This is a genomic window from Methylocaldum sp. GT1TLB (genome assembly GCF_051027445.1).
Lineage (GTDB): Bacteria > Pseudomonadota > Gammaproteobacteria > Methylococcales > Methylococcaceae > Methylocaldum.
In genome coordinates this window covers 2,053,148-2,079,450 of record NZ_CP194898.1, presented here as the reverse complement: position 1 = coordinate 2,079,450, position 26,303 = coordinate 2,053,148, and the positions used below count along the sequence as shown (strand labels likewise).

At 58.1% G+C, this 26,303-nt stretch carries 24 protein-coding genes and 1 pseudogene; 9 read left to right on the top strand and 16 right to left on the bottom strand.

Annotated features, from left to right (window positions below):
• Positions 1 to 27 precede the first annotated feature (27 nt).
• The 7 genes from ACR2R1_RS08880 to ACR2R1_RS08850 all read left to right on the top strand — a co-directional run bounded on the left by ACR2R1_RS08880 (position 28) and on the right by ACR2R1_RS08850 (position 6,789).
• On the top strand, positions 28 to 777 hold the full coding sequence (locus ACR2R1_RS08880) for an electron transfer flavoprotein subunit beta/FixA family protein (RefSeq protein ID WP_210024149.1): 750 nt from the start codon (positions 28 to 30) through the stop codon (positions 775 to 777).
• On the top strand, positions 774 to 1,727 hold the full coding sequence (locus ACR2R1_RS08875) for an electron transfer flavoprotein subunit alpha/FixB family protein (RefSeq protein ID WP_434113675.1): 954 nt from the start codon (positions 774 to 776) through the stop codon (positions 1,725 to 1,727). The genes ACR2R1_RS08880 and ACR2R1_RS08875 overlap by 4 nt, the downstream gene beginning before the upstream one ends.
• Positions 1,724 to 3,361, top strand: a complete 1,638-nt coding sequence (locus ACR2R1_RS08870) for an electron transfer flavoprotein-ubiquinone oxidoreductase (RefSeq protein ID WP_434113672.1) — start codon at positions 1,724 to 1,726, stop codon at positions 3,359 to 3,361. The genes ACR2R1_RS08875 and ACR2R1_RS08870 overlap by 4 nt, the downstream gene beginning before the upstream one ends.
• A gap of 350 nt (positions 3,362 to 3,711) precedes the next feature.
• Positions 3,712 to 4,467 (top strand): hypothetical protein, encoded by a 756-nt coding sequence (locus ACR2R1_RS08865; RefSeq protein WP_434113670.1) that lies wholly within the window; start codon positions 3,712 to 3,714, stop codon positions 4,465 to 4,467.
• 38 nt (positions 4,468 to 4,505) lie between these two features.
• On the top strand, positions 4,506 to 4,796 hold the full coding sequence (locus ACR2R1_RS08860; protein WP_168183832.1) for an HPr-rel-A system PqqD family peptide chaperone: 291 nt from the start codon (positions 4,506 to 4,508) through the stop codon (positions 4,794 to 4,796).
• On the top strand, positions 4,793 to 5,719 hold the full coding sequence (locus tag ACR2R1_RS08855; protein ID WP_434113667.1) for an HprK-related kinase A: 927 nt from the start codon (positions 4,793 to 4,795) through the stop codon (positions 5,717 to 5,719). Before ACR2R1_RS08860 ends, ACR2R1_RS08855 begins: the two co-directional genes overlap by 4 nt.
• Positions 5,704 to 6,789, top strand: a complete 1,086-nt coding sequence (locus ACR2R1_RS08850) for a nucleotidyltransferase domain-containing protein (protein WP_434113664.1) — start codon at positions 5,704 to 5,706, stop codon at positions 6,787 to 6,789. Before ACR2R1_RS08855 ends, ACR2R1_RS08850 begins: the two co-directional genes overlap by 16 nt.
• A gap of 232 nt (positions 6,790 to 7,021) precedes the next feature.
• On the opposite strand, the gene ubiA is transcribed toward ACR2R1_RS08850, so the two are convergent.
• The 15 genes and pseudogenes from ubiA to hslV all read right to left on the bottom strand — a co-directional run bounded on the left by ubiA (position 7,022) and on the right by hslV (position 22,597).
• Complete coding sequence (gene ubiA, locus ACR2R1_RS08845) at positions 7,022 to 7,909, bottom strand: 4-hydroxybenzoate octaprenyltransferase (RefSeq protein WP_077728841.1); 888 nt, start codon at positions 7,907 to 7,909, stop codon at positions 7,022 to 7,024.
• A complete protein-coding gene (locus ACR2R1_RS08840; RefSeq protein ID WP_240502407.1) occupies positions 7,906 to 8,487 on the bottom strand; it encodes a chorismate--pyruvate lyase family protein in 582 nt (193 codons plus the stop codon). The genes ubiA and ACR2R1_RS08840 overlap by 4 nt, the downstream gene beginning before the upstream one ends.
• A gap of 152 nt (positions 8,488 to 8,639) precedes the next feature.
• A complete protein-coding gene (panB, locus tag ACR2R1_RS08835; protein ID WP_077728843.1) occupies positions 8,640 to 9,425 on the bottom strand; it encodes a 3-methyl-2-oxobutanoate hydroxymethyltransferase in 786 nt (261 codons plus the stop codon).
• Positions 9,426 to 9,721: 296 nt separating this feature from the next.
• Positions 9,722 to 11,806, bottom strand: a complete 2,085-nt coding sequence (gene recG, locus ACR2R1_RS08830) for an ATP-dependent DNA helicase RecG (protein WP_434113659.1) — start codon at positions 11,804 to 11,806, stop codon at positions 9,722 to 9,724.
• Positions 11,807 to 11,821: 15 nt separating this feature from the next.
• A complete protein-coding gene (locus ACR2R1_RS08825; protein ID WP_086134568.1) occupies positions 11,822 to 12,208 on the bottom strand; it encodes a RidA family protein in 387 nt (128 codons plus the stop codon).
• Positions 12,183 to 14,399 (bottom strand): RelA/SpoT family protein, encoded by a 2,217-nt coding sequence (locus ACR2R1_RS08820; protein ID WP_077728846.1) that lies wholly within the window; start codon positions 14,397 to 14,399, stop codon positions 12,183 to 12,185. Before ACR2R1_RS08820 ends, ACR2R1_RS08825 begins: the two co-directional genes overlap by 26 nt.
• 52 nt (positions 14,400 to 14,451) lie before the next feature.
• A complete protein-coding gene (gene rpoZ / locus ACR2R1_RS08815; RefSeq protein ID WP_077728847.1) occupies positions 14,452 to 14,745 on the bottom strand; it encodes a DNA-directed RNA polymerase subunit omega in 294 nt (97 codons plus the stop codon).
• Between the two features lie 259 nt (positions 14,746 to 15,004).
• On the bottom strand, positions 15,005 to 16,222 hold the full coding sequence (locus tag ACR2R1_RS08810; RefSeq protein WP_240502418.1) for a phosphoglycerate kinase: 1,218 nt from the start codon (positions 16,220 to 16,222) through the stop codon (positions 15,005 to 15,007).
• Positions 16,223 to 16,363: 141 nt separating this feature from the next.
• A pseudogene (locus tag ACR2R1_RS08805) lies at positions 16,364 to 16,783 on the bottom strand (thioredoxin family protein); the annotation flags it as partial.
• A gap of 386 nt (positions 16,784 to 17,169) precedes the next feature.
• Complete coding sequence (gene ubiB, locus ACR2R1_RS08800; protein ID WP_077728849.1) at positions 17,170 to 18,792, bottom strand: ubiquinone biosynthesis regulatory protein kinase UbiB; 1,623 nt, start codon at positions 18,790 to 18,792, stop codon at positions 17,170 to 17,172.
• 13 nt (positions 18,793 to 18,805) lie between these two features.
• Positions 18,806 to 19,459, bottom strand: coding sequence for a ubiquinone biosynthesis accessory factor UbiJ (locus ACR2R1_RS08795; RefSeq protein ID WP_077728850.1), 654 nt, complete (start codon positions 19,457 to 19,459; stop codon positions 18,806 to 18,808).
• A 5-nt stretch (positions 19,460 to 19,464) separates the two neighbouring features.
• Complete coding sequence (gene ubiE, locus ACR2R1_RS08790; protein WP_077728851.1) at positions 19,465 to 20,214, bottom strand: bifunctional demethylmenaquinone methyltransferase/2-methoxy-6-polyprenyl-1,4-benzoquinol methylase UbiE; 750 nt, start codon at positions 20,212 to 20,214, stop codon at positions 19,465 to 19,467.
• A gap of 105 nt (positions 20,215 to 20,319) precedes the next feature.
• The gene (locus tag ACR2R1_RS08785) at positions 20,320 to 20,697 is read right to left on the bottom strand and encodes a gamma-butyrobetaine hydroxylase-like domain-containing protein (RefSeq protein WP_077728852.1); all 378 of its coding nucleotides are present in this window, start codon (positions 20,695 to 20,697) and stop codon (positions 20,320 to 20,322) included.
• A gap of 14 nt (positions 20,698 to 20,711) precedes the next feature.
• Complete coding sequence (hslU, locus tag ACR2R1_RS08780; protein ID WP_077728853.1) at positions 20,712 to 22,037, bottom strand: ATP-dependent protease ATPase subunit HslU; 1,326 nt, start codon at positions 22,035 to 22,037, stop codon at positions 20,712 to 20,714.
• On the bottom strand, positions 22,034 to 22,597 hold the full coding sequence (hslV, locus tag ACR2R1_RS08775; protein ID WP_077728854.1) for an ATP-dependent protease subunit HslV: 564 nt from the start codon (positions 22,595 to 22,597) through the stop codon (positions 22,034 to 22,036). Before hslV ends, hslU begins: the two co-directional genes overlap by 4 nt.
• On the opposite strand from hslV, the gene ACR2R1_RS08770 reads away from it, so the two are divergent.
• Positions 22,583 to 22,783 carry a hypothetical protein gene (locus tag ACR2R1_RS08770; protein ID WP_133717771.1) on the top strand — a complete coding sequence of 67 codons (201 nt, stop codon included), beginning with the start codon at positions 22,583 to 22,585 and terminating at the stop codon, positions 22,781 to 22,783. The two genes, hslV and ACR2R1_RS08770, sit on opposite strands and share 15 nt — an antisense overlap.
• A complete protein-coding gene (locus ACR2R1_RS08765) occupies positions 22,746 to 23,945 on the top strand; it encodes a class I SAM-dependent rRNA methyltransferase (RefSeq protein WP_077728855.1) in 1,200 nt (399 codons plus the stop codon). The genes ACR2R1_RS08770 and ACR2R1_RS08765 overlap by 38 nt, the downstream gene beginning before the upstream one ends.
• On the opposite strand, the gene ACR2R1_RS08760 is transcribed toward ACR2R1_RS08765, so the two are convergent.
• Complete coding sequence (locus ACR2R1_RS08760) at positions 23,940 to 26,144, bottom strand: cyclic nucleotide-binding domain-containing protein (protein WP_077728856.1); 2,205 nt, start codon at positions 26,142 to 26,144, stop codon at positions 23,940 to 23,942. The genes ACR2R1_RS08765 and ACR2R1_RS08760 overlap by 6 nt on opposite strands.
• Positions 26,145 to 26,303 lie beyond the last annotated feature (159 nt).

Here is a 26,303-nt window from a genome sequence, read left to right as displayed (position 1 = left end):
GCTCCCGCCGATGATCCGAGGTGGCGCATGAAGGTATTGGTGAGTGTAAAGCGCGTGGTGGATTACAACGTGCGCATCCAGGTGAAGCCGGACGGCTCGGGCGTCATGCTGGATGGGGTGAAGATGAGCATGAATCCCTTCGACGAGATCGCCCTGGAAGAGGCGATTCGCCTTAAGGAGGCCGGCAAGGCGACGCAAATCGTGGCCGTTTCGATCGGGCCGCAGGCGGTCCAGGAGCAGCTGCGGAGCGCTTTGGCGCTCGGTGTGGACCGGGCGATTCATATACCCCTGGATGCAGCGCCTCAACCCGTCAATGCCGCACGCGCCCTGGCCGGGCTTGCCCGGCGCGAAAATCCCGATTTGATCCTCATGGGCAAGCAGGCCATCGACGACGACTGCAACCAGACTCCGCAGATGCTGGCGGCTCTGCTCGGCTGGCCCCAAGCGACCTTTGCTTCCAAAATCGAGTTGAATGACAAGTCCGCCACCGTCGCCCGCGAGGTGGATGCCGGGCTCGAATATCTGTCCGTCGACCTTCCCGCGGTGATTTCCGCCGATCTTCGCCTCAATATTCCCCGTTATCCCAAGTTGCCGGATATCATGAAGGCGCGCCGCCTGCCGATCGAAACGGTTACGCCGGAAGACCTGGGCGTCGAGTTCGTACCGGAGGCCAGGCTGCTCAAAGTCGCGCCGCCACCAAAGCGCCAGGCCGGCCGGAAAGTGGCTTCGGTCGACGAGCTGGTGGCGGCGCTGCGCGAGCGAGGGCTGTTGTCATGAGCAAGGTATTGGTTATTGCCGAGCACGACGGCGAAACCTTGAATCTTTCGACTTCGAGAACCGTGGCCTGCGCGCTGGCTCTCGGACCTGAGGCGGTCGATGTGGCGGTGTTCGCCGAGGCGGAGAACAAACCTGCTGAAGCCGCGGCCCGGCTGAATGGCGTGACCCGGGTGTTGCTGGTCGAACATGCCGCCAACCGTAACCCAGTGGCGGCGGTTCTGGCGCCGCAAGTTTCCGCGCTGGCCAAGGACTACACCCATGTGCTGGCGCCGGCGACCACCTTCGGCAAGGATGTTCTGCCACGCGCGGCGGCGCTGCTCGGTGTTCCGCAAGTCAGCGACATCATGCGGGTGCTCGGCCGAAATGTCTTCGAGCGGCCGATTTATGCCGGCAACGCGCTGGAAACGATCGAAACGCCGCCGGGCATCGTCGTCGCGACCGTGCGTACGGCTTCGTTCAAGGCGGTTGCCGAGACAGGATCGGCGCCTGTGGAAAAAATCAGCCTCGATTTCGACTGCCCGACCCACACGCGTTTTCTCCGGGTCGAAGGTTCGTCCGGCGGCGGGCGTCCCGATCTCCAGTCGGCCCGCGTGGTGGTGTCCGGCGGGCGCGGCCTGGCAAGCAAGGAAAACTTCGACTTGATCTACGCCCTGGCGGATCGGCTGGGCGCGGCGGTCAGCGCTTCCCGCGCGGCGGTGGATGCCGGATTCGTTCCGAACGACTTGCAGGTGGGGCAGACCGGCAAGATCATCGCGCCGGAGCTTTATCTCGCCTTCGGTATTTCGGGCGCGATACAGCATCTGGCGGGAATCAAGGATGCGGGGACCATCGTCGCCGTCAATAAGGACCCCGATGCGCCAATCTTCGAAGTGGCGGATATCGGCCTGGTGGGCGACTTGTTCGAGGTGCTGCCGGCATTGGCCGATGCTCTGCCCAAGGATAAATCGTGAATCGGGAGAGTCTGGAGTTCGATGTCGTCATCGTGGGGGCCGGCCCCGCGGGACTGTCCGCCGCCTGCCGATTGATGCAGCTGGCCAATGAAGCCGGAAAGTCGCTCCGGGTCTGCGTCGTCGAAAAGGGTGCGGAGGTCGGCGCCCACATCATTTCCGGCGCCGTGTTCGAGCCGACCGCCCTGAACGAACTTTTCCCGGACTGGAAAGGGCAGGGCGCGCCCGTCACCGTGGCCGTCGAACACGATGAATTGCATTACCTCCTTAGCGAAAAGCGCTCGTTCAAAGCGCCCGGCTTTCTGATGCCGAAGCCGATGCGTAACGAGGGCAATTACGTGATCAGCCTGGGCCGCTTGTGCCGATGGCTGGCGGAACGGGCCGAAGCCCTTGGAGCGGAGATATTCACCGGATTTGCCGCGGCCGATGTGCTTTATGACGATAAAGGCGCGGTAGCCGGCGTCGTCACGGGCGACATGGGCATTGCCAGGGACGGTTCGAAGAAGCCGAACTATCAGCCGGGCGTGGAGCTGCGAGCGCCCTACACGATTTTTGCCGAAGGCTGCCGCGGGCATTTGGGCAAGCGGCTGATGGAGCGCTTCGAATTGCGGCGGGACGTCGATCCGCAGCATTACGGCATCGGCATCAAGGAAATCTGGCGCATCGATCCGTCGCGTCATCGGCCCGGATGGGTCGTTCACACCTTAGGCTGGCCTTTGGACAACGAAACCGAAGGTGGCGGCTTCGTTTACCACGGCGAGGACGGATTGGTTTCGCTCGGTTTGATTGTGGCCTTGAATTACCGTAATCCTTATTTGAATCCTTTCAGCGAAATGCAGCGTTGGAAGCACCATCCGGTGGTGCGCCGGTTCCTCGAAGGCGGAACCCGGATCGGCTACGGCGCCCGCGCGGTGAACAAGGGCGGCTGGCAGTCGGTGCCGAAGCTGTCTTTTCCGGGCGGCGTGATGGCGGGTTGCGATGCCGGTTTTCTCAACCCGGTGAAGATCAAGGGCAATCATACCGCCATGAAGACCGGCATGCTGGCGGCGGAGGCGGTGTTCGAGGCGCTGGAAACGGGCGGAATTCCGGATATGGGCGGCCGTTATCGCCAATCGTGGGTCGATCAGGAGCTGTTCCGGGGCCGGAACTTCGGTCCCGCGCTCGCGAAATTCGGAACGCTCGTTGGAAGCGCGTTCATTTGGATGGACCAGAATATTTTTCGCGGAAAGCTGCTGTTTACCCTGCACAACCGCTTGCCGGATCACGCCTCGTTGGATCGAGCCGCGGACAGCCGTGAGATCGATTATTCGAAGCCCGACGGCGTGCTGAGCTTCGATAGACTATCCTCGGTCTATCTCTCCAACACCAATCACGAGGAAGACCAGCCCTGCCATCTCGTTCTGACCGATCCGGCCATCCCGATCGAGCGGAATCTGCCACTGTACGACGAGCCGGCGCAGCGTTATTGCCCGGCGGCGGTTTATGAAATCGTGGAGGCGCCGGGACAGCCGGCCCGATTCCAGATCAACGCGCAGAACTGCGTTCACTGCAAAGTATGCGACATCAAGGATCCGGCACAGAACATCAACTGGGTGCCTCCAGAAGGGGGCGGGGGACCGAACTACGTAAACATGTGAAAGCAAGGTCGTTCTGTGTGTCGAAGTCGGGAGAGTTATAGGGTAGCAGGACGCTGTTGAATAAAATCTTGGTACCGGCTGTTCTCCAAGCCTGGCTAAATCGCGAACGCACGCTTCTGATCGAAAGTTGCAAATATGTCCGGGTGGCGGATACTCAGCTGTTAAACTAGATTACCGGGAAGTAAAGTTTGATTGACTTTCGCTCCAAATCTTGGCAAACGTCAGAAAGTTTTACAAATGTACCAAAATTGTTGCGCATGCGATCAAAAGTTGCCAAGAAATCAATTTATTAGGGTGATCGGCGCGTAAGTTGCATTAGAGTTTTTAACAATCGGAAATTTGCACTAACAATGGCTAAAGATATGCTTCATGAAGACCAGTCTGAGTTGCGGTCATCAACGCAGCAAAAGGAAATTGATCAAACGCGGCGCAATTTAACGAGAATTGGTCTGACCACGCCTGTCCTGATGAGCTTTTCTGGTTATTCGCCGTTGGCTAATGCTTGTGCTACTCCATCCCGGCATGCATCTGGAAACACCAGTCCCCAAACAGAGGAGCCGGTTTATTCCTGCAATGGAAAACCGCCTTCCTATTTGGTTATGTGTGCTTCGTTCGGTTCATGGCCTCTAGGTGGATTGGATGCACCGCAACTGCAGATACAAGACGGCAGTGGAAATCCGATCGGCTGTACCGGGGGCGGTGTCCCTTCGTTTGACACATTTTTTTCATCGGACTCGAATCCTCCCGCTTCAAAGATATCCAGTTTTGGTACAACCGTGGATGTGTATGTTGGCGCCACTACTACTTTTATACCAGTTTTACCAACAAACGGTGCCGGGACTGTAGATCAAACTCGGCTTGCGTCTGTATGGGAACTTTTGGCGTTTCCGGAAAAGCAGCCCGATCCGCAAGCCGCCCAGTTCGCCCAATTCATTATTGCGGCGATTTATAACGCAAATGCCGATTCGAAGTATCCAGTTTCGGTAGATCAAGCAAAAGAGATGTTTGCGAAAGGTCCTTTAACGGAGTATCAGCCCACGAATGGTGTTAAATGGGGAGTAACGGAAATCATTTTTTATCTACAAAGCACCATGGGGTTTGTCTAAGGATTAGATGGGTTTGGTATAAACTGCTTTTAATCTTCATGACCTTACGCGTGGTCACTCTTTGTTCGGCGGTCCGCCTGAAGATGTCGCCGCTTTGGCAGGACGAATGCGTGGTATTCGATGCAGCCAGCTGTAACACTTACGCAGTGCCGAAATTGAGTGCTCAGATTCTAGAAATGCTGCAGGCTGAGAAGGCGCTTAAGACTTCAACCATTCTTGCCAGAATAAACGCAAAAGGTGATCTCGACGAACAGGAGTTGATTCGAGTTCTTGACATCACATTAGAAGAATTTCAGCGTCTTGGCCTAATTGAAATAATTGCCAGTTGAGCTCTTTTAACTCCTTCGACGAGACCCTGTCCGCGCAATTTTCGGACAAGGGCGTAACTCTAGAACTTGCTCCGTTTGTTGTCCGAATCTATACCGATATTCCTAGCGTTTTAGCCGGCTTACAGCTTTACTACAGCGAGTACCCGGTACCAGATTCAAGCGCGTTTGCAGATTTCCACGTATCGTTGCGGCGACCTCGATCGGCGTATCGCTGGTTCCGCCCTCAGGTCAGCTTTGAATTCGACGGCACGGTTCCATTTAAGCCTTTGCCTTACGAGCAAGCTTATCCCATGTTCGAATGGGGGCTTAATTGGTGTATAGCGAACCATTGCCATCGGTTTCTGATGATTCATGCAGCGGTCGTTGAGCGGGAGGGATGTGCGGCAATTTTGGCGGCTCCCCCGGGTTCGGGCAAGAGTACACTCTGCGCCGCTTTGGTCAGTCGCGGATGGAGGCTGCTTTCCGATGAATTGGCTCTTATCGATCCGGCAACGCTTCGGATAACGCCTATTCCCCGCCCGATCGGGCTCAAGAATGATTCGATCGAAATTATCCGCCATTTCAATCCTTCGGCAGTGATTGGGCCGGTAGTAAAAGATACCCGCAAAGGGACAGTAACTCACATGAAAGCGCCGGTCGGCAGCATTCTCCGTTCTCGCGAAACGGCTTGTCCTGCGTGGGTCATCTTTCCTCGTTACGAGCGCGATGCTGCCGTTCGGTTGCGGCCTCACTCCAAGGCTCGGACAGTCGTGCGTCTCGCCGAAAACTCATTTAATTACACCTTACTGGGTGCAATAGGCTTTGATGCTTTGATAGGCACAGTCGATCAGGCTGAATGTTATGAATTTACCTATAGTAAGCTGGATGATGCCATCTCGATATTTGCTGATTTGAAGGCGCCTCCGCTATGTCAGGCCCGATGAATGTCGCCGCCGCCAAGGCGCTGACACGCACCGAGACTCTAATCGATTGTTCTCTCGGCGACTGGGACATCGTTATCCGCCAGTGCAGGGCGGCAAAGGTACTCGCCAAGTTAGCGGCCCGACTCGAAGACCATGGCTTGCTCGATCTAATCCCGGAGGCCCCCCGCAGACATCTGATCTCTGCGCACCTGGTTGCACGCCGGCAAAACCAGGCCGTGGAAATCGAGGTCGAGCAAATCCGAAAGGCCCTGGCTAGAACTCAGGCTCCAATCGTCCTGCTCAAGGGGGCGGCCTACGCAATGGCCGGCCTACCGGCAGCACGGGGGCGTGTGTTTGCTGACATCGACATACTGGTGCCGCGCGAGCGATTGGCCGATGTCGAAGCGGCGCTGATGCTGCATGGCTGGATAAGCACGCATCATGATGCTTATGACCAGCGCTACTATCGCCAATGGATGCACGAAATCCCACCGATGCAGCACATTAAGCGTGGTACGGTTATCGATGTACATCATGCTATTACACCGATTACTTCCAGGATTCGGGCCGATTCGAAAAAAATGCTCGCTGCGGCAGCGCCGTTGCCGGGACATGACAGGCTGTTTGTGCTTGCGCCCGAAGATATGGTGCTGCACAGTGCTACTCATCTTTTTTTGGAAGGCGAACTGGATTCGGGATTTAGAGACCTCGCCGATATCGATACCCTGCTTACGCACTTCGCAGCCGCTGACGACAGCTTTTGGGAGCGTCTGATGGAACGAGCCGTGGAGGTCGGTCTTGCCAGGCCTTTGTTTTACGCTTTTCGTTATACGGAGAAGATACTGGGGACGCGAATTCCTCCGCGGATTCAGGCCAAGGCTGCGGTGGGATCGCCGGCGCGGCCATTGCTCAGCCTGATGGATGCGCTGTTCTTACGGGCGCTTCGGCCGAAGCATTCCACAGTCGCCGACCGTTTCACGGGGATTGCCCGGTGGATGCTTTATGTTCGGGGCCATTGGCTGCGCATGCCTTTGCCTCTGCTCGTTTATCATCTCGCTCGTAAGGCATTGGCGGTTGAACAGTCCGGGTGAAACGAGGGCTCGATGCGAGCTTGCTGGTGCTCCGGAGGCATCCTAGAGCGTTTTTCATCCCGGTGTACGGCTTCGTGTCGGGCGGGAAGAACGTAGGTCGGCAATCCCTTGCCGACTTATCGGCTCGGCAAAGGATTTTGTCGGAAGGGTCGCGACTAAAGCGACCGTTTGCGATTGGGAAGGGATTGCCGACCTACCTATCGGGCTCTCTGACACCGAATCGGAAAATGCTCTAAAGGCGGGAGACGTAGTCGACTACCAACCCGAAAAATACCGCCGCGCCGAACCAATGATTGTTCAGAAATGCTTTGAAGCAGCCGGCGGGATCGCGCTCCCGGATCAGATACTGTTGGTAGGCGGCCAGCCCGGCGGCGACCAAGAGACCGAGAAAATAGGCTATTCCAAGCCCGGATTGCCTTCCCACCGAATAAAGAATCAGCAGCACGAAGACCTGAAGCATTCCGATCAGCACCCGATCCATGTCGCCGAACAGAATGGCGGTGGATTTGACGCCGATCTTGAGATCGTCCTCCCGATCCACCATGGCGTACATCGTGTCGTAAACCAAGGCCCACAGGATGGTGGCGAAGTAAAGTTCCCAGCCGACCCACGGAATGCCGCCCGTCTGGGCCGCGAAAGTCATGGGCACCGCCCAGCCGAAGGCGAGTCCCAGATAGGCTTGCGGAAGATAGGTGTAGCGCTTCATGAACGGATAGGACGCGGCGAGAAAAGCGCCGGGGACCGACAGCGCGATTGTGAGCGGGTTGGTGAGTAGAACCAGGCCGAACGATACCAGGCACAGCACGACGAACAGCCAAAGCGCTTCCTTGGGTGTCACCAGTCCGGCGGCGATCGGACGTAATTTGGTGCGTTTGACGTGGGGGTCGAAGTCGCGGTCGGCGTAGTCATTGATCACGCAGCCCGCCGCCCGCATCAGCACGACGCCGGTGACGATGACGAAGCTCACCAGGACGTCGGGTTTGCCGTTTCCGGCAATCAATAGCGCCCACAGGGCCGGCCAAAGCAGAAGGAAGATGCCGATGGGCTTGTCCAGACGCATCAATCGCCAGTAAAGCTCGAGACGACGGCTGGACAGCCGGAAGGTCGGTTGGTCGATCATAGGCTTGCTTCTCGCTTCAACAGAGAAGGTAGAAAAAACTCGGCTACTAACAGGTTTCCGTGCGCGACGGCGTACAGCGAGCGCCGACCCCAGATTCGGTCGGACGATTCGGCGAAGTCAAGAGCTTTGGAACGTTCCGGTAGCCATTTCGCCCTTTCGACGACGGCCAATTCCAGCCCCAGCCGCTTCAGGTTCGGGTCGGAGAAAAGAATCTCTCCCAGCGGGCGGTTGCCCAAAGAAGCCAGATGGCGCTGAGCGCCGCGGAGAATACTTGCCGGTATGATGCTGCGCGCCACGACCAGGGGCTGTTCGCCGCATTGAAGAGCCACCTCGCGTACCAACGCGACCCGCGAAGGTCTAAGTCTCAGCGCTCTCGATTCGTCGGCAAACGGCCTCAGCCAGTCCTGCTGCAGCACCCGGAGGCGAAAATCGCCGCCGCAAAGGCCGCGAACCCGGCGGGTCAGCGAGCCGGCTTCGAAAAGCCATGGATGGAGCCCTTCGGGGATCTGGCTGCGCTGACTGCTTCCAAGTTGAAACCAGTCCGGTGCTCGGCGGAAAAGTTGGCTGCGTGTCGTCAATGGTCGGTCTCGAGAATAAACCGCGAATTTTAGCAGAGCGCGTGAGTTTTCCTGACCGGCCGGATACATTCATCTGCAAGGAATTGCCTAGCTGCGCCTCTGTTCCGGCGGTTCGGTCGGAGCGGCCGCTTCGGTCGGACAAATCGCTATCTCTATCTCTTCCTTGAACCGCGCATGTGGAGAACATTGTCCACGAAGGTTCCGTCGTCGACTTCCTTCATGAATCGCTCGGCAACATCGACGATCGCTTTGCCAACGTAAGCGTACTGTCTCGAAAACGGCGGCCAGAAATCCCCCAGGCCGATCGCGTCGTTAATGACCAAAACCTGTCCATCGCACGATGCGCCGGCACCGATTCCCACGGTGGGCACCTTGATCGACTGCGTGATGGTCTTCGCCAGGGTTGCCGGTATGTGCTCCAGAACCACCAAGAACGCGCCCGCTTCCGCGATGTCGATCGCTTCGCTCAAGATGCGTTCCGCGTCGCTTTTCTTGCCTCCGACCTGTCGGAAGTCGGAAGCCGTCTGGGGCGTCAATCCGGTATGGCCGACCACGTCGATTCCGTTGGCAACGAGATGAGCGATCACGTCGTACTTCGGACCTTCCAGCTTGATGCTGTCGGCGCCGGCGTCCAGCAGCAGTTTGGCGTTATTCAGGGCCGTGGCCGGATCGCGATCGCTGTTGTATGGAAGATCGCCGATGATATGCGTATTCGGCGCGCCGCGGCGGACGGCGCCGATATGGTATTGCATGTGCTCGATGGTGACATGGCGCGTGCTGTCGAAGCCCATTTCCACCATCCCCACCGTGTCTCCGACCAGGATGACCGGAATCCCCGCTTTTTCGAGAGAGCGGGCTACGGGGGCGGTGTAAGCCGTCAGCATCGGGATCGGCTTTACCGACTTCATTTGTCTCAAGGACTCTGCGTTGAGTTTCATGGCTTTCATCTCCGGTGTGTCGGATTCGTATCTGGCGTCGCAAGCGTTTCGTCAGGGTGCTTAGAGCCTATCCCGGTAGGTCCCAGAACCCTTCGACTCGGCTCAGGACAGACCCTTCGACAAGCCTGTCCTGAGCTAAGTCGAAGGGCTCAGGGCGAACGGCCTGGATAGGCTCTTATCTCGTTGGTCGATTTTCCCTCAAGGCGGGGATAAGATGGGGTTTCGCCACGGCGTATCCGCTTCGGAAGAATGTAATGGCATCTCGAAAAACGTCGATACCCCGTACGGGTAGTCATTCAAGCCCCGGCATATTGCACCGAATGACCGACCCAGCGCCGGATAAGGCGTTCGGCGCGGTCGGGATAATCCCGCAGCAGAATGGCGGCCGTTTGAGCAACGGCATCCAAGAGGTGTCCGTCGCGCGACAAGTCGGCGATGCGGAACTGGACCTGGCCGGTCTGCCGGGTTCCCAGGAGTTCTCCCGGTCCTCGCAATTCCAGGTCTTTTTCGGCGATGACGAAGCCGTCATCGGAGTCCCGCAGGATCCCCAAGCGTTGTTTGGCGGTTTCCGACAGAGGCGGCTGGTACAGCAAGACGCAATGCGCCTCGCCGGGACCGCGTCCCACCCTCCCGCGCAATTGGTGCAGCTGGGCCAGTCCCAAGCGCTCGGCGTTCTCGATGATCATCAGGCTGGCGTTCGGGACGTCCACGCCGACTTCGATGACGGTGGTGGCCACCAGCAAATCGAAATGCCCTTCCTTGAAGGCTGACATGACGGCTTCCTTTTCGGCGGGTTTCAAACGCCCGTGTATCAGCGCGACGCGAACATCCGGAAGCGCTTCGGCGAGCACGACGGCGGTTTTTTCCGCTGCTTCGCATTGCAATGCCTCGGATTCCTCGATCAGCGTGCAAACCCAGTACACCTGTCTTCCTTTGGACGCCCAGTCGGTGATGCGGGCGATGATTTCAGCCCGGCGACTGGTCGGAATGACCACGGTCTTGACGGGAGTCCGTCCGGGCGGACGCTCGTCGATGACCGATAGATCGAGATCGGCATACCCGAGCATCGCCAAGGTTCTCGGAATCGGTGTGGCGGTCATGATGAGTTGGTGCGGATACAAGCCATCATGCAGACCTTTTTCGCGGAGCGCCAGCCGTTGATGGACGCCGAATCGGTGCTGTTCGTCGATGATGACGATCCCCAGGCGATGAAATGCCACCTGTTCCTGAAATAGGGCGTGGGTGCCGATGACGATGCCGGCTGCGCCGCGACCGATGGCGTCGAGCTTGGCTTTCCGGGCTTCGCCCTTGAGGCGTCCGGACAAGAAGGCGATCTGTATGCCGAAGGGTTCGAGCCACTGCCGAAAACTTCGGAAATGCTGCTCGGCCAAAAGTTCGGTAGGAGCCATGATGCCGACCTGGTAGTTGGACGACAGCGCGGTCAGCGCGGCATGGGCAGCCACCACCGTCTTGCCCGATCCCACGTCGCCTTGGACCAAGCGCATCATGGGACGGTTACCGGATAAATCGGCTTCGATCTCGGCAATCACGCGCTTTTGGGCGGCGGTTAGAGAGAACGGCAGGCTGCGCAGAAACCGGTCCGCCGCCTCCCGATTGATCGCCATAACCGGGGCTCGATGAGCCTGCATCTTGGCCCGGAAGCGCCCGAGGCTCAGATGATGGCTAAGCAGCTCTTCGAAGGCGAGGCGCGAACGGGCGGCGGCGAGTTGCGGCGAAGTTTCGTTGTAGCCGGCGGGCGGCTGATGCAGAAGCCGAAGCGCGTCCATGAGTCGCAACCGGTTCGCCGAAGGGATCAAGGGCTCGGGCAATAAGTCGGGAAGCCGGGTTTCGTCGGCCATGGACAGTGCTTGTGCGGCCAGCCGGCGAATGGCTTTCTGATGGATGCCTTCGGTCAAGGGATAAACCGGCGTCAGCGCGCGCTCGGGAACATCGGTCTCCGTATCGTCGATGAGTTTGTAATCGGGATGGGTCATTTCCAGACCGGCATAACCCGTCCGCACTTCGCCGTAACAGCTCAGCCGCCTGCCGCGGGTTAGCTGCTCGCGCTGTTTCGCCGTGTAATGGAAGAACCGCAGATCGAGAAAGCCTGTGCCGTCGCCGATCCGAACAATCAGCGAGCGACGGCCCTTTGGGAGGATTTCCGCGAGTTCGATCCGGCCTTCCACCAGCGCATGACCGCCGGGTTTCAGATGTCCGATAGCGGTGACGGACGTCCGATCCTCATAACGCAGCGGCAGATGGAAAAGCAAGTCGCTGACGGTCGAAATGCCCAGCTTTTCCAGCCGTTTGAGGGTTTGCGCTCCCGCCCCCCTGAGGGTGGCGACCAGAAGCTCGTCGAGAGAACGGTTTTGCGAAGCCAAATAGTCGCGGGACGCCTATTTCGCCAAAACCATGATCGCGTCCATTTCGACTCCGGCGCCACGCGGCAGGGAGGCCACGCCGATGGCGGCGCGGGCAGGATAGGGCTCGGCGAAATATTCGGCCATGATTTCGTTCACCAGCGGAAAATGGGCGAGATCGGTCAGGAAGACATTCAGTTTGACGACATCCCGAAGGCTGCCTCCGGCCGCCTCGGCCACGGCCTTGAGGTTGTCGAACACGCGGCGGATCTGCACGTCCATGCCGCCTTCGACCAGCGTCATGGTGGCGGGGTCCAGCGGAATCTGGCCGGACAGATAAACCGTGTCGCCGACTTTTACGGCCTGGGAGTAGGTGCCGATCGCTTTGGGAGCCTGGTCAGTCTGAATAATTTGTTTTGCCATGGTTCTGTTTCTTTCTGAGTTCGGACTTTACGCGGGAAATTTTCAAAACGACCGATAATTTTCGCAGTTCTCGCATGACCGAGGCGAGATGGACGCGGTCCTTGACCATCAAGGTAATGATGTCGGTGGAAATCTGGCTGTCCTGATTGGAGATCTGGACGTTTTCGATGTTGGCGCGCATGCGGGAGATGGTGGAGGCGACTTTAGCCAGGGTACCGACCTGGTTCATCAGTTCCAGACGGATGACCGCCGGGAAATCGCCGCTGGCTTGTTTGTCCCAGTCCACGTCCAGCCAGTTCATGTGTTTTTTTCTGAGCTCCGAGACGTTCTTGCACTCGGTGAGGTGAACGACGATCCCCTTGCCGGGATTGAAGAATCCGACGATGGGGTCGCCCGGTATCGGGCGGCAGCACTTGGCGAGGTTGACCACCATGCCTTCTGTGCCTTTGATGATCAGAGGCGACAGTGCTGGCAGGTTTTCCTGGTTGGCTGTAGTCTCCGACGTGGCGTCGGCTTGCGCCATTTGGCGGACGACCAGGAAAGGCAAACGGTTGCCGAGCCCGATATCTTCCAGCAAGGCTTCGAGAGACGGCAATTCGAGCGCCTTCAGCAAATCGTCGATCCGCTCCCGCGGAATATCCTCGAAACGTATGTTTTGGGCATCGAATTCCTTTTCCAGCAAACGTTTTCCGAGGGCGACCGCCTCCTGTTTCTTGAAATTCCTGAGATAGCTGCGAATGGCCGCGCGCGCTTTGGCGGTGACGACGAAATTGAGCCACAGCGGATTGGGGCGGGCCCAGGGCGCCGTGATGATCTCGACGGTCTGGCCGTTCTCGAGAACGGTTTGCAGCGGCGCGAGTACCCGGTCGATTCGGGCCGAGACGCAAGTATTGCCGATATCGGTGTGCACGGCGTAAGCGAAGTCGACGATGGTGGCTCCGCGCGGAAGCTTGGTGATCTTGCCCTTGGGGGTGAAGACGTAAACTTCCTGCTGAAACAGGTCGACCTTCAAATTGTCCAGGAATTCCATCGAGTCGCCGGCGCTCTTCTGGATTTCCAGAAGATCTCTCAGCCACTCGTGGGCACGGGTCTGGCTGGTCGAAATCTGTTCATGCTCGCTCTTGTACAGCCAGTGTGCCGCGATGCCGGATTCAGCCAGATGGTGCATGGCGCGGGTGCGGATCTGAATTTCCAGCGGCTGGCCGTAAGGCCCGACCAGCACGGTGTGCAGCGACTGATAGCCGTTGGCCTTGGGCACGGCGATGTAATCCTTGAAGCGGCCAGGCACCGGCTTATAGAGGTTGTGAACTATCCCTAAGGCACGGTAACAATCGTCCACCTCATCTGCGATGATGCGGAAGGCGTAAACGTCGTAGACGCCGGAAAAGGAGACATGCTTGATTCGCATCTTTTGATAGAGACTATAAAGATGCTTCTCCCGTCCGATTACTTCGCAGTTGACCAGCCCGGCGTCCTGCAGTCGTTTCGTGATGGCCGACTCGATGATCGCCACCACCTCCTTGCGGTTGCCGCGAGCTTTCTTTACCGACTGTTCCAGCACGCGGTAACGTACCGGATACATGGCGGAGAACCCCAGTTCTTCCAATTCCAGCCGCATCTCGTTCATGCCCAGGCGGTTGGCAATGGGTGCGTAGATGTCTAGGGTCTCGCGGGCGATGCGCCGGCGCCGCGTCGGAGACATTATCCCTAAGGTGCGCATGTTGTGAAGCCGATCCGCCAGTTTGACCATGATCACGCGGAGGTCCTTGACCATCGCGAGCACCATCTTTCGGACATTCTGGGCCTGCGCCTCGGCCCTCGATTTGCAGTCGAGCTGGGTCAGCTTGCTGACGCCGTCGACCAGTTCGGCGACTTCGTCTCCGAATTGTTCTCGCAGTTGCTCCTTGGTGACGGAGGTGTCTTCGATGACGTCGTGCAGAATGGCCGCCATGATGCCTTTTGCGTCCATGCGCATCTCGGCGAGGATGATGGCGACCGAAAGGGGATGGCACACATACGGTTCGCCGGTCAGTCGGAATTGGCCCTCATGCGCGGAAAGGGCAAGCTGATAGGCGCGATAAATTTCCTCGACCTGCGCTCCGTCGAGATAGGCCGAGACTATGCTGCACAGCCTGCGAATGAGCTTTTCATTCGGCAGTTCGGTCACTTCTTTGGGAAGAAGCTGGTTCATGGCAGCCCGCGCTCTTGTATCGGCTCTTCGGCGTTTGAGGTACCGATTCGCCTTACTCGAAATCGTCCTCTTCAAGGTTGCCCATGCCTGCGCCATGCGGATTGGGTACCGGCGGACGCTCGATGGCGAACCGCTCCTGTTTCGCGGCCGCAGTGAGATATTCGCGAGTGATCAAGCCCTGTGCAATTTCCCGAAGCGCCACGACGGTCGATTTATCGTTTTCCCACGGCACCTTGGCATCGTCCGGATGGCGGGACAATTGGCGGGCTCTCTTGGTTGCCAGCAAAACCAACTGAAAACGATTGTCGACGTGTTCCAGACAGTCTTCGACGGTTACTCTTGCCATGTTTGCTGTATCCTCGATTTAGAGTCGTTTTGAATGAAAAATTTAATAAAAACAAATAGTTTATGGAACCCTTTTACCCTAAAAGCAAGGTTCTTGTACAGAACACCCGCTTTTCAAAGCGGAATCCGATCCATCGGGCGTTTTGGTCGAAGGATTCTTAATCCAGACCGCCAACGCGGCTGGAAGGTTCAGATCGCCCAAAAAACAAGGCGCGAAGGACAGCTTCGGCCGCTCTCCTTCGCGCCGTGAACTCGAAGAACTATTTTGCCCGTTCCTGCAACATCGCTACGGCGGGAAGCATCTTGCCCTCCAGGAATTCCAGGAAAGCTCCGCCCCCGGTCGAGGTATATGATACCCGATCGCCGATGCCGTATTTTTCGATCGCCGCGAGCGTATCGCCGCCACCGGCGATGGAAAAACCCTTGGTTTCCGCAATAGCCATGGCTACGGTGCGGGTGCCTTCGCCGAACTGGTCGATCTCGAATACGCCCACCGGCCCGTTCCAGACGATGGTTCCGGCCGCTTTGATCATTTCCGCATAACGCGCCGCGGTTTCCGGCCCGATATCGAGGATCAAATCGTCCTCGGCTACTTTGCTGACTTTTTTAATCGTGGCTGTCGCCGAATCGGAGAATTCTTTCGCGCAAACCACATCGGTCGGTACCGGAATCTCCGCGCCTTCCGCTTTCGCTTGTTCCATCAAGCGTTTGGCTTCGGGAATCAGGTCGGCTTCATACAAGGACTTGCCCACCGGATGACCTGCTGCGGCGATGAACGTGTTGGCGATGCCGCCGCCGACGATGAGTTGGTCCACTTTGGCGGCCAAGGAGTCGAGCACCGTCAGCTTGGTGGAAACCTTGGAGCCGCCGACGATCGCCAAAAGCGGGCGCTCCGGGTTTTCCAGAGCCTTGCCGAGAGCGTCGAGCTCGGCAGCGAGCAGGAGGCCGGCACAGGTTTCTGTCGCGAAACGGCCTACGCCGTGGGTTGACGCTTCGGCGCGGTGCGCGGTGCCGAAGGCGTCCATCACGTAGATATCGCAGAGAGCGGCCATTTTCTTGGCCAACGCTTCGTCGTCTTTTTTCTCACCCTTGTTGAATCGGACGTTTTCGCATAAAACGACCTCCCGCGGGTGCATGTCGACGCCGTTCAGCCAGTCTTTCACGAGGGGCACTTTGCGTCCGAGCAGCCAGGTCATGCGATCGGCCACGGGTTTCAGAGAGAATTCGTCGGTGTATATGCCTTCGGTCGGCCGCCCCAGATGGGACATGACCATGACCCTGGCGCCGGCTCTCAAGCAATGTTCGATCGTGGGCAAACTGGCGCGGATGCGGGTGTCGCTGGTGACTTTGCCGTTCTTGACGGGAACGTTCAGATCCGCGCGGATCAGAACGCGCTTGCCGGCGAGATCGAGATCGGTGATTCGCTTGAAAGCGAGGGGCTTCTTCTTAGCGGCCTTCTTAGCGGTCTTTTTGGGTATCGATGGCTGCTCCCGCCATTTGATCGAGCAGCCCATGCTCGGGATTTGCTTCTTCGGACCCTTGCCGGTCTCCGCAACTTGTTTCATGGCGTCGAACAGCTCGCGCCTGACGTCCGGCGGGGCGGTTTCCTTGCGGCTGGCGTCCAGCCGTCCGCGGTACTGCAACTCCAGATCCTTGTTATAGCCGAAGAAGTCCGGGGTGCAGACGGCGCCGTAGGCCTTGGCCACTTCCTGAGTTTCGTCGTACAGGTACGGAAAGGGATAGCCGAGTTGCTCCGCGACGATTTTCATGTTTTCGAAGGAGTCTTCGGGATAATCGGCCGGGTCGTTGGACATGATGGCCACGGCGTTGATGCCGTGTTCCTTGAGCTCTTTGACGTCCCGCACGATGCGGTCCTGCACGGCCTTCACATAAGGACAGTGGTTGCAGATGAACATCACCAAAAGGCCGTTGGGGCCTTTGCACTTTTCCAGAGTCCAGATTTGCCCATCCACGCCAGGCAGAGCGAAATTGTGTGCCTTTTTTCCGAAATCACAAACCGGGGTTTCTGTGCGCGCCATGGAGATCTTCCTTCTTATACGTTATAAGTGAAAATCGATGAAAATGGCTGAAATCATAACAAAGAAATCGAATCCAGTCGTCCGCTTACCGTCCCGCGAATGTCGGGAAGGGCGGCTCCGGTGCTCCTGGAAGGATCGGTTCGACGCTCCAATCGCAAACGGCCTGGCCGGGAGCGCCGGCCAGCCCCTTCCCCGGATGACCGTTTGCGATTGGAAGGGTTGCGGCTAAGGCAACCGTTTGCGATTGGAAGGGGCCGATTAAAGGCCCGTTTGCGATTGGAAGGGTCGCGACTAAAGCGACCGTTTGCGATTGGGAAGGATTCCGGACCTACTCGGTGACGCAGAGCTCGTAGGCCGACAAACCCGCCGCCATGCTGAATCGTTCGTTAAAGCCAGGCGCCGACGAGAAGGAGTACGCCCAAAGCGCCGGCTATTCCGGCGACGGTCAGCGAGGCGGCGGAGCCGGACAGGACGGCCGCGCTGATGACAAGGGCGCCGCCGGTGATTCCGGTCAGCGTGCGCCGCCGGTTCTGGGTGATTTCCCGATGGATCTGTTCGAGTTCCCGCGACTGGAAAGTCACCGTCAGCTTTCCGGTTGCCGCGTTTTCCAGCATCCGATGGATCAGCATGGGCATCTCGGGCCAGCTTTCCGCCCATTCCGGAAGCTGCGACTGGATTTTTCTCAGGCCGGCTTTGGGTCCCATTTCGTCCTTGAACCAACGTTCCAGAAATGGTTTGGCGGTCTGCCAAAGATCGAGGTCCGGATAGAGGTCGCGCCCGAGTCCTTCGATATTCAGCAGGGTTTTTTGGAGCAGCACCAGTTGCGGCTGCACTTCCATATCGAAGCGGCGGGCCACCTGGAACAGCCGCAATAACAAATGGCCGTAGGAGATGTCCTTTAACGGTTTTTCGAAGATCGGTTCGCTCACGGCGCGTACGGCGGACTCGAATTCCTCGACGCGGGTGGTTTTGGGAATCCATCCCGATTCGATATGCATCTCCGCGACACGGCGGTAGTCGCGGTTGAAAAAGGCCAGAAGATTTTCGGCGACGTAACGCTTGTCTTCCCGTGAAATGCTCCCAACGATGCCGAAGTCGACGGCAATGTACTGAGCGGGCGGCGTGACGAAGATATTGCCGGGGTGCATGTCGGCATGGAAGAAGCTGTCCCGCAGCACCTGCGTGAAGAAGATTTCCACTCCTCGTTCCGCCAGAAGCTTGAAATCGACGCCTTCGCGTTTCAAGGTTTCCACGTCGCCGACCGGAATGCCCGATATGCGTTCCATGACCAAGACCTGCCGCCGCGTGTACGGCCAATAGACCTTGGGAATGTAAAGTATCTCGGAATCCTCGAAACGGCGCCGCATCTCGGCGGCATTGGCCGCTTCACGGACCAGATCGAGTTCGTCCAGAATGGTCTTTTCGAATTCGGCGACGACCTCGATCGGCCGAAGACGCTTGGCGTCGCTCCAGAAGCGCTGCGCGAGCCGAGCCAACTCGTACAGCAAGGCGATGTCCGAGCGGATCTGCTTTTCGATGCCGGGTCTAAGCACCTTGACCACTACATCCTGACCGTCGTGCAGCCGCGCGGCGTGTACCTGCGCCACCGAGGCCGAAGCGAGCGGCGTCTCTTCGAATTCGGCGAAAACCAGGCTGACCGGCTGTCCCAATGCCTGCTCGACGATGGCTTTGGCATCGCTGCCGGGGAAAGCCGGCACGCGGTCCTGAAGCTTGATCAATTCTTCGGCGATGTCGTCCGGCAGGAGATCCCGGCGGGTGGACAGGGTTTGGCCGAATTTGACGAAAATGGGACCCAAGTCTTCCAACGTTCGGCGGATCCGAACGCCGCGCGGTTCGTCTTTGGCGCCCAGCCAATAGTTCGGGGAAAGGGTGCCGACAAAGCGGATCGGCCGAAACAGGTGAGTGGCCAGCACCAATTCGTCCAGGCCGTGACGCACCAGCACGCGTTGAATGTGCAGCAAACGCCGGATCTGTTTCGGTCGAATCACGGGCGAGATGTTCCTAGGCAGCGGATTCGGAAGACGAGGAATCAGACGGCAGCGAGCACCGAAGCCGCTCTATCCGGGCTTTGAGGCGGTCGAAATCGGCGCGAAGCCGGTCGACTTCGGCGTAAAAGGCGTCAGCCTCGAATTGCGCCGGCAATTCCCGGCTTTCTTCCTGCCAATATTCAGCAAGATCGAGTCTTAAGGTGTTCAGGGAATCTTTGGTCCAACCGAGCCCCGAGCGAACAAGGTCGAAGCAGGCGGAGGCGAAGGCTCGGCCGGTATATTGGGCAAGGTGGGCCTCCCAGTCGACGTCGAGCTTCTCGAACAGCGCCTGGAAGCGGCGCGCCGTGTCCATGTCGCCGTCGATTTCGATGTCGCCGGAGGAGAGGAGTTGCCTGGCCGGTTCGCCGAACCTGAGCTTGGCAAAGGCCGGAATCGAACCGGCCAGAGTAACGTCCGGTCGGCCGCCGAAATCGCCGAGAATTTGTACGTCCGAATCGGTCGGGCAGAAATAAATCGACAGCTCGAACGGATGCAGTCGAAGCTCGATGACTTTGCCCGCGATCGGGGCCAGTAGTTCTCTGTTGCCTGAATCCAGGCTCAAATAGTGCGCGACCGCACGCTCCAGCGCTTCGGCAAGAATACCGGCCAACACCGGATGACGAGCCATCACGGTCAGACCTTATAGCCCCGGTGGACGGCGACGACGCCGTGGGTCAGGTTGAAGTATTCACAACGTTCAAAACCGGCTTCGAGCATCAGCTGCTTGAGCTTTTCCTGGTTGGGATGCATCCGGATGGACTCGGCCAGATATTTGTAGCTTTCGGCATCGTTGGCAATGAATTTGCCGAGCATCGGCAGGACCTTGAACGAGTAGAGATCGTAGACCTTTTTGAACAGATCCCCCTGCGCTTCGGAGAATTCCAGGATGATCGCCCGCCCGCCCGGCTTCAAGACGCGGTGAATCGAGCGAAGCGCGACCTCCTTGTGGGTTACGTTGCGTAGACCGAACGCGATGCAGACGCAATCGAAATAATTGTCCGGGAACGGCAGCTTTTCGGCGTCGATCTGCGCATAGCTGACGTTGTCGACCACGCCCTCGTCGATCAGCCGGTCGCGGCCGCGCTTCAACATCTCGGCATTGATGTCGGAAAGAACGACACGGCCGTTCGGACCGACCCGTTTCTGGAAGAGAGACGTCATGTCTCCGGTGCCGCCTGCAAGATCCAGAACCTTTTCGCCGGAGCGCACGTGGCTCAGCTGCAGGGCGATCCGTTTCCAAATCCGGTGAATACCCAAAGACATGAGATCGTTCATGACGTCGTACTTGCCCGCGACCGAGTCGAATACGGCCTTGACCATTCTGGCCTTTTCGTTCGCGGGAACCTCACGGAAGCCGAAGTGGGTGGTTTTTTGATCGTTCATTCGTAAGTGGCCGGATGGTTTCTTGATGATCGCCTGGCGAGATATGTGTTGATCTTATACTTCAGCGTGGATCGGGACGTGATCTAAATCACCTTCTCGGCGCCTTTATCGGCTCCGAAGCGCCTCGGTTCGACGTTCGTATCCCGCTTGCTCCAGTTTTTTCAAATACTCGTTCCAGAGTTCCGCCTGATGCACGCCCAGATTGTACAGCATCTCCCAAGTGTAGATCCCGCTATCGTGGCCGTCGCTGAAGCTGGGGGCGATGGCGTAATTGCCCACCGGCCGGATCGCCGTGATGGTGACATCCTCTTTCCCGAGCTGGAGGACCTCCTGGCCCGGTCCGTGGCCACGAACCTCGGCGGACGGCGAATAAACCCGCAGGTATTCGCAGGGCAGTTCGAAGCGGGAACCGTCTTCAAACGCGATTTCGAGTACCCGCGATTTTTGATGGAGCTTGATCTCGGTGGGCAGGGGCGCAGCCATGGCGGGACTGCCGGTTAAAGGATATAGCGGCTCAGGTCTTCGTCCTGGGCCAGCTCGGACAAATACCGGTCGACATACTGGGCGTCGATGACCACGGACTTTCCGGCATGATCCGGCGCTTCGTAGGAGATCGTTTCCAGAAGCCTTTCCAATACGGTGTGCAGCCGTCGGGCGCCGATATTCTCGGTGCGCTCGTTCACTTCCCAGCTAATCTCGGCGATCCGGGCGATGCCGTCCTGAGTGAACTCCAGTTCGACGCCTTCGGTGGCGAGCAACGCGGCGTACTGTTCGGTCAAGGAACTGGCCGGTTCGGTCAGGATGCGGATGAAATCCTCCACGGTCAGTGCGTTCAGCTCCACCCGAATGGGCAATCGCCCCTGAAGCTCCGGAATGAGGTCGGAGGGCTTCGACAGATGGAATGCGCCGGAGGCGACGAACAGGATGTGATCGGTCCGGACCATGCCGTATTTGGTGCTCACGGTGGAACCTTCCACCAAGGGCAGCAGGTCGCGCTGCACGCCTTCGCGCGAAACATCCGGGCCTCCGTACTCGCCGCGCTTGCAGATCTTGTCGATCTCGTCGATGAATACGATGCCGTTTTGCTCCACCGACTCTACGGCGCGCAACTTGATGTCCTCCTCGTTGATCATCTTGGCCGACTCTTCCTCGCGAAGGAGCTTGAGCGCATCCTTGACCCGCAACTTGCGAGTGCGCGTGCGTCCGGTGTGCAGGTTCTGGAACAGGCTCTGGAGCTGATTGCTCATTTCTTCCATGCCGGGCGGCGCCATGATTTCCACGCCGATCGGTGCGGCGCTGACTTCGATCTCGATTTCTTTTTCATCGAGTTCGCCGTTACGGAGCTTTTGCCGGAATTTCTGGCGTGTCGCCGATTCCGGGGCCTGTCCTTCTCCGCCCCAGCCCGAGCCGCCGGGCAGCAAAGCGTTCAAAATCCGTTCTTCGGCCGATTCTTCGGCATGGGTTCGTACCTTCGCCATCTCGGTTTGGCGCGTCATTTTTACCGCGGCATCGACTAGGTCGCGAACGATGGATTCCACATCGCGTCCGACGTAGCCGACCTCGGTGAACTTGGTCGCTTCCACCTTGATGAACGGCGCGTTGGCAAGCCGCGCGAGGCGGCGGGCGATTTCGGTCTTGCCGACGCCGGTCGGACCGATCATGAGGATATTCTTGGGCGTGATCTCTTCGCGGAGCGCGGGTTCGATTTGCATACGCCGCCAACGGTTGCGCAAGGCTATGGCGACCGCGCGTTTGGCGGCGGCTTGACCGACGATGTGTTTGTCCAATTCGTGGACGATTTCTCGGGGAGTCATGTGCGTCATGGGTGTTCGTGCAGTTCCCGTTGCATGTCCAGTTCTTCGATAACCAGATTGCGGTTGGTATAAATGCAGATATCGGCGGCAATTTGCAGCGACTTTTCGACGATGTCGACAGCGCCCAATTCGGTATTTTCCAACAGTGCGCGGGCGGCTGCCTGGGCGAAGGGCCCTCCGGACCCGATCGCGATGAGGCCGTTTTCCGGTTCGATGACGTCGCCGTTGCCGGAAATGATCAAGGATGCTTTCGAATCGGCGACGGCAAGCAAGGCTTCCAGCCGGCGCAGCATTCGGTCGGTGCGCCAGTCCTTCACCAATTCGACCGCCGCTTTGGTCAGGTTGCCGCGCTGCTTTTCCAATTGGCCTTCGAAGCGCTCGAATAAGGTGAACGCATCGGCGGTTGCGCCGGCAAAACCCGCGAGCACGCGGCCGTGATAGAGCCGGCGGACCTTGCGGGCATTACCTTTCATGACGGTGTTGCCCATAGTCACCTGGCCGTCGCCGCCGATGACCACTTTGTCGCCGCGGCGGACGGACACGATGGTAGTGCCGTGAAACTGTTCCACAAAATTGCCTGCTTAGAGAAAACCGCCATTGTACACCATCCGGCTCGCCGCGGCCGCCGGCCGAAGCGGGCGCTCGGTTTTTTAGATTCTGCAAAGGATGGAATCGTGCGAGATAATGGCGAACTATTTTTTATTTTCAGCGACAGTTATGAGCCAGTTACCTTCGATACGCCTCAAGAAAAATGAAGAACGACGCCTGCGCGGGGGCCATTCGTGGATTTTCAGCAACGAGGTGGATATCTCGGCGACGCCGCTCAAGATTTTCGGGGCGGGTGATTTGGCTATCGTGGAGAGTTCACGCGGGCAAGTCTTGGGCATCGCCTACGTCAACCCGGCGTCGCTGATATGCGCCCGTCTTTTGACTCGGGACGTGCACGCGGAGATCGATCAGGCCTTCTTTGAACAGCGCTTGAAGCGCGCCCTGCAATTACGAGAACGGGTGTTTTCCAAGCCTTTTTACCGGCTGGTATACGGCGAAAGCGACGGGATCCCCGGGGCGGTGGTCGATCGTTTCGGCGATGTGTTCGTCATTCAGACGAATACGGCCGGCATGGAGAAGCTTCAGGAACCTCTGGCGGCTGCGATCGAGGCTTTGTTCGGCCCGAGCGCCATTGTCTTGAAAAACACGTCCAGCCTCAGAGCCTTGGAAGGACTCGAGACTTACACGCGCATCGTCAAAGGTGCTCTGGAGGAGGCAATCGAAATCGAAGAAAACGGCGCACGATTTCAGGTTGATCCGGTCGGCGGCCAAAAAACCGGCTGGTTTTTCGATCATCGCGAGAGCCGGGCCGTGTTGGCGAAGCTTTCACGCGGTCTGCGCGTACTGGACCTTTTTTCATACAGCGGGGCGTGGGGCGTGCAGGCGGCGCTCGCCGGAGCGGGAAGGGTCGACTGCGTGGACGGCTCGGAGGCCGCTTTGGCCTTGGCGGCCGAGAATAGCCGGCTCAATGGTGTTATGGAGAAAATGCAGTTCGTCAAGGACGATGTGTTCGAATTTTTGAAGCGGGCAAGGGAGGAACGGCTGCGCTACGACGTGATCGTGCTCGACCCTCCGGCTCTGATCAAGCGCAAGAAAGATGTCGGTCAAGGCGTAGAAGCGTACCGGCGGCTGAATCAAGGCGCGATCCAGGTATTGGCTCCGGGCGGCATACTGGTATCCGCATCCTGTTCATTTCACTTGCAGCGGGAGACTCTGCACGATCTTTTGCGGGCGACGGCGAGAAGTTTGGATCGCCATCTGGTCTTCTTCGGACGCGGTGGACAGGCGCCCGATCATCCCGTGCATCCCGCGATTCCAGAGACCGAATATCTGAAAACCTTTTTCTGCCATATCGGCGAGAGCTTATGAACCCTGCATCGGCGCGGAGGACATCGGGTTGGGCGGGATACGCTCGGGGGATGCCTGACTGGTTTGCGTCAGCAAGCGGCTGAGGAATTTTCGGCCGGATGCCGTGCCGAATAGCCCGCCAAAGACAAGCGCCGTCAGCAACAACGTTATCACGAGGGTTACCGGGAATGTGACGGCGAATTCGAAGTGTAGTTTCTTCTTCTGATCCTCATTGCCCGCTTGCGCTGCGGACGCGGCGGATTCCATAACGGCCAGCCGGGTCCGGGCCGATTGAAGTGCCTCTCTGAGCTGGTTGCCTTCCTCCTCCATGTCACGCAGTCTGGCTTGCAGCGCCATCAGTTCGTCGCCATGCTGGCGGCGCACGGTGTCCAACTCGGGATTGTTTCGAGCTCCGGCATTTTTGGCATGTTCCGCCAAGAGGAGCTCATAATTTTCGCGCAAGGATAGTAGCGCGGCTTCTCGATCGCTTGCCAGTTCGCGAGCCTTTTCGAGTTCTGCCTTCAAAGAGTCGATCTCTCCCTTGGCCTTTAGCAATCGCTCTTCAGCCTGCTGATACTTTTCTGTGACGGATGCGACAGACGAAACAATATCGCCGGCTTTGGTCAACTGCTTTTCCAACGCATGGGTTCGAGAAACCGCTTCTGCGGCCGTGTTTTCGGATGCCGCCAAACGCTCGGCGAGATCCCGTTCCCGTAAAAGACTTTCTTGTATTGTTGCTTCGAGTTCCCGCAGCCGGCGCTGCAATGCGGCCGACTGGTCTTCCGAATCCCGGCTTTTCTTCCGCTCAGAGGAGAGTAGCGCATCCAATGTCGGTGCATGGTCCATTGAAGAAATTGGACCGAGCGATTCGCTCTCCCGAGACGCTGGCTCCGCAAGCGGGGCAGTATCGAGAGTGGTTCGGGTTTCTTCCGAATCTTCGGTTCGGCCGCCTTCGTAGTCCGCCGTCTCATACAGACCGGACAATAGCCCTTCTTGTCGAGTTGAATCCTGGGCGATGTCAGTGTCCATTTCGAATGTTGTCAAATCGGACTGCCCCGGCTGAGATGCCGAGTACGTTGGGGCGGTCGACGAGCGGGAGGGAGACCATTTTGTCGCTTCGACGACCAAGTGATCCCGTGGCACGTTGCCGATACCGCCGGCCAGCACGTGAGCCTCGAAGCCGTACCGAATTAGCAGGAAAGCGGAAGCCTCGCTGAGCCGTCCGTCTTCGCAAACCAAAAGGTATTTGCCTTGCCGGTTCAGGGTGGGAAGCATCACCCGCAGTGAAAAGAACGGAATATTAAGGCTTCCCGGCAAGCGGCCCTGCTCGTAGACATCCGGCGCTCGGACATCCAGCCATACCGCATCGCGACTGGCCATTCTTTGGGCGGTTTCGAAGTCGACATGAGATATCACCGGTTCCTTAAGGAGCTTGATAAAACTGGCTTTGTCCAGTCTCAGCAAAATGCCGTCGGTCACCATAGTGACCGTCACATTGCGCGGGTCTCCGGAAATGAGGGAATCCTCGCCGAAGGTATCGCTGATTTTTAGCGTGGCCAGCTTGATCTCTTTGGCGAGCCGCGACGGCTTGCGGGTTAGGGCGCAGCGTCCTTTCTTGATGATGTAATAAAAGTCGCCGGGGTCGCCTTGACGGCAAATGACATCGCCCGCTTTGACTTCAATTTCTTCGAGACTGCGAAGAATGGCCTGAATGTTCGCCGGAGACAGGCGCTGAAAGAGCGGCGACTTGAGCAGCGCTGTCATCCAGTCGCGCGTGGGTTCCTCCGGAATGTCGCTGACCTTGTACGTAGGCACGTCTCGGTTGAGTTCCTCCTGTTGGTTTATGATTTCCGGCTTGATCCTGACGTATCTGACGGTATCGTTCGCAACAGCCGAAACTTTGCGCGGAATCTGGTGGGCCAGGGCAAATCGGGCCGTATCCGTGCCGCCACTGATCGAATCCATTTCGACTCCCCCTGCCTGCAGCGATATCGTGCCGCTCAACAGATACACGAACTCGTTCTTCGTTTCTCCTTGTCGAAAGAGAATAGAGCCTTTCGGTGCCTCATCGATTCGGATCTGTGAGCAGAGCTGCTCGAATCGGCTATCCGAGAGCGTATTCAGTGGAATCAGGCGGCGCAATTCCTGTGCATCAGAGGCGCTCAAGGCAGAGGGCATGTTCGTGTTACTAGAGTATTCGAGTTTGTGGACTTCGAGCATCGATCGTTTCCGGCATCCGAGCCGATAGCATTGTTGTTCGGTTTTCCCACGCTTCCATATAATAGACCATCCCTCCGTAAGCACTTTGTGATGTCTATCAATTATCGTTGGCCAAGGATCCGGGCCATTCAATCTTCTTGAAACGACCGAGGTATAACG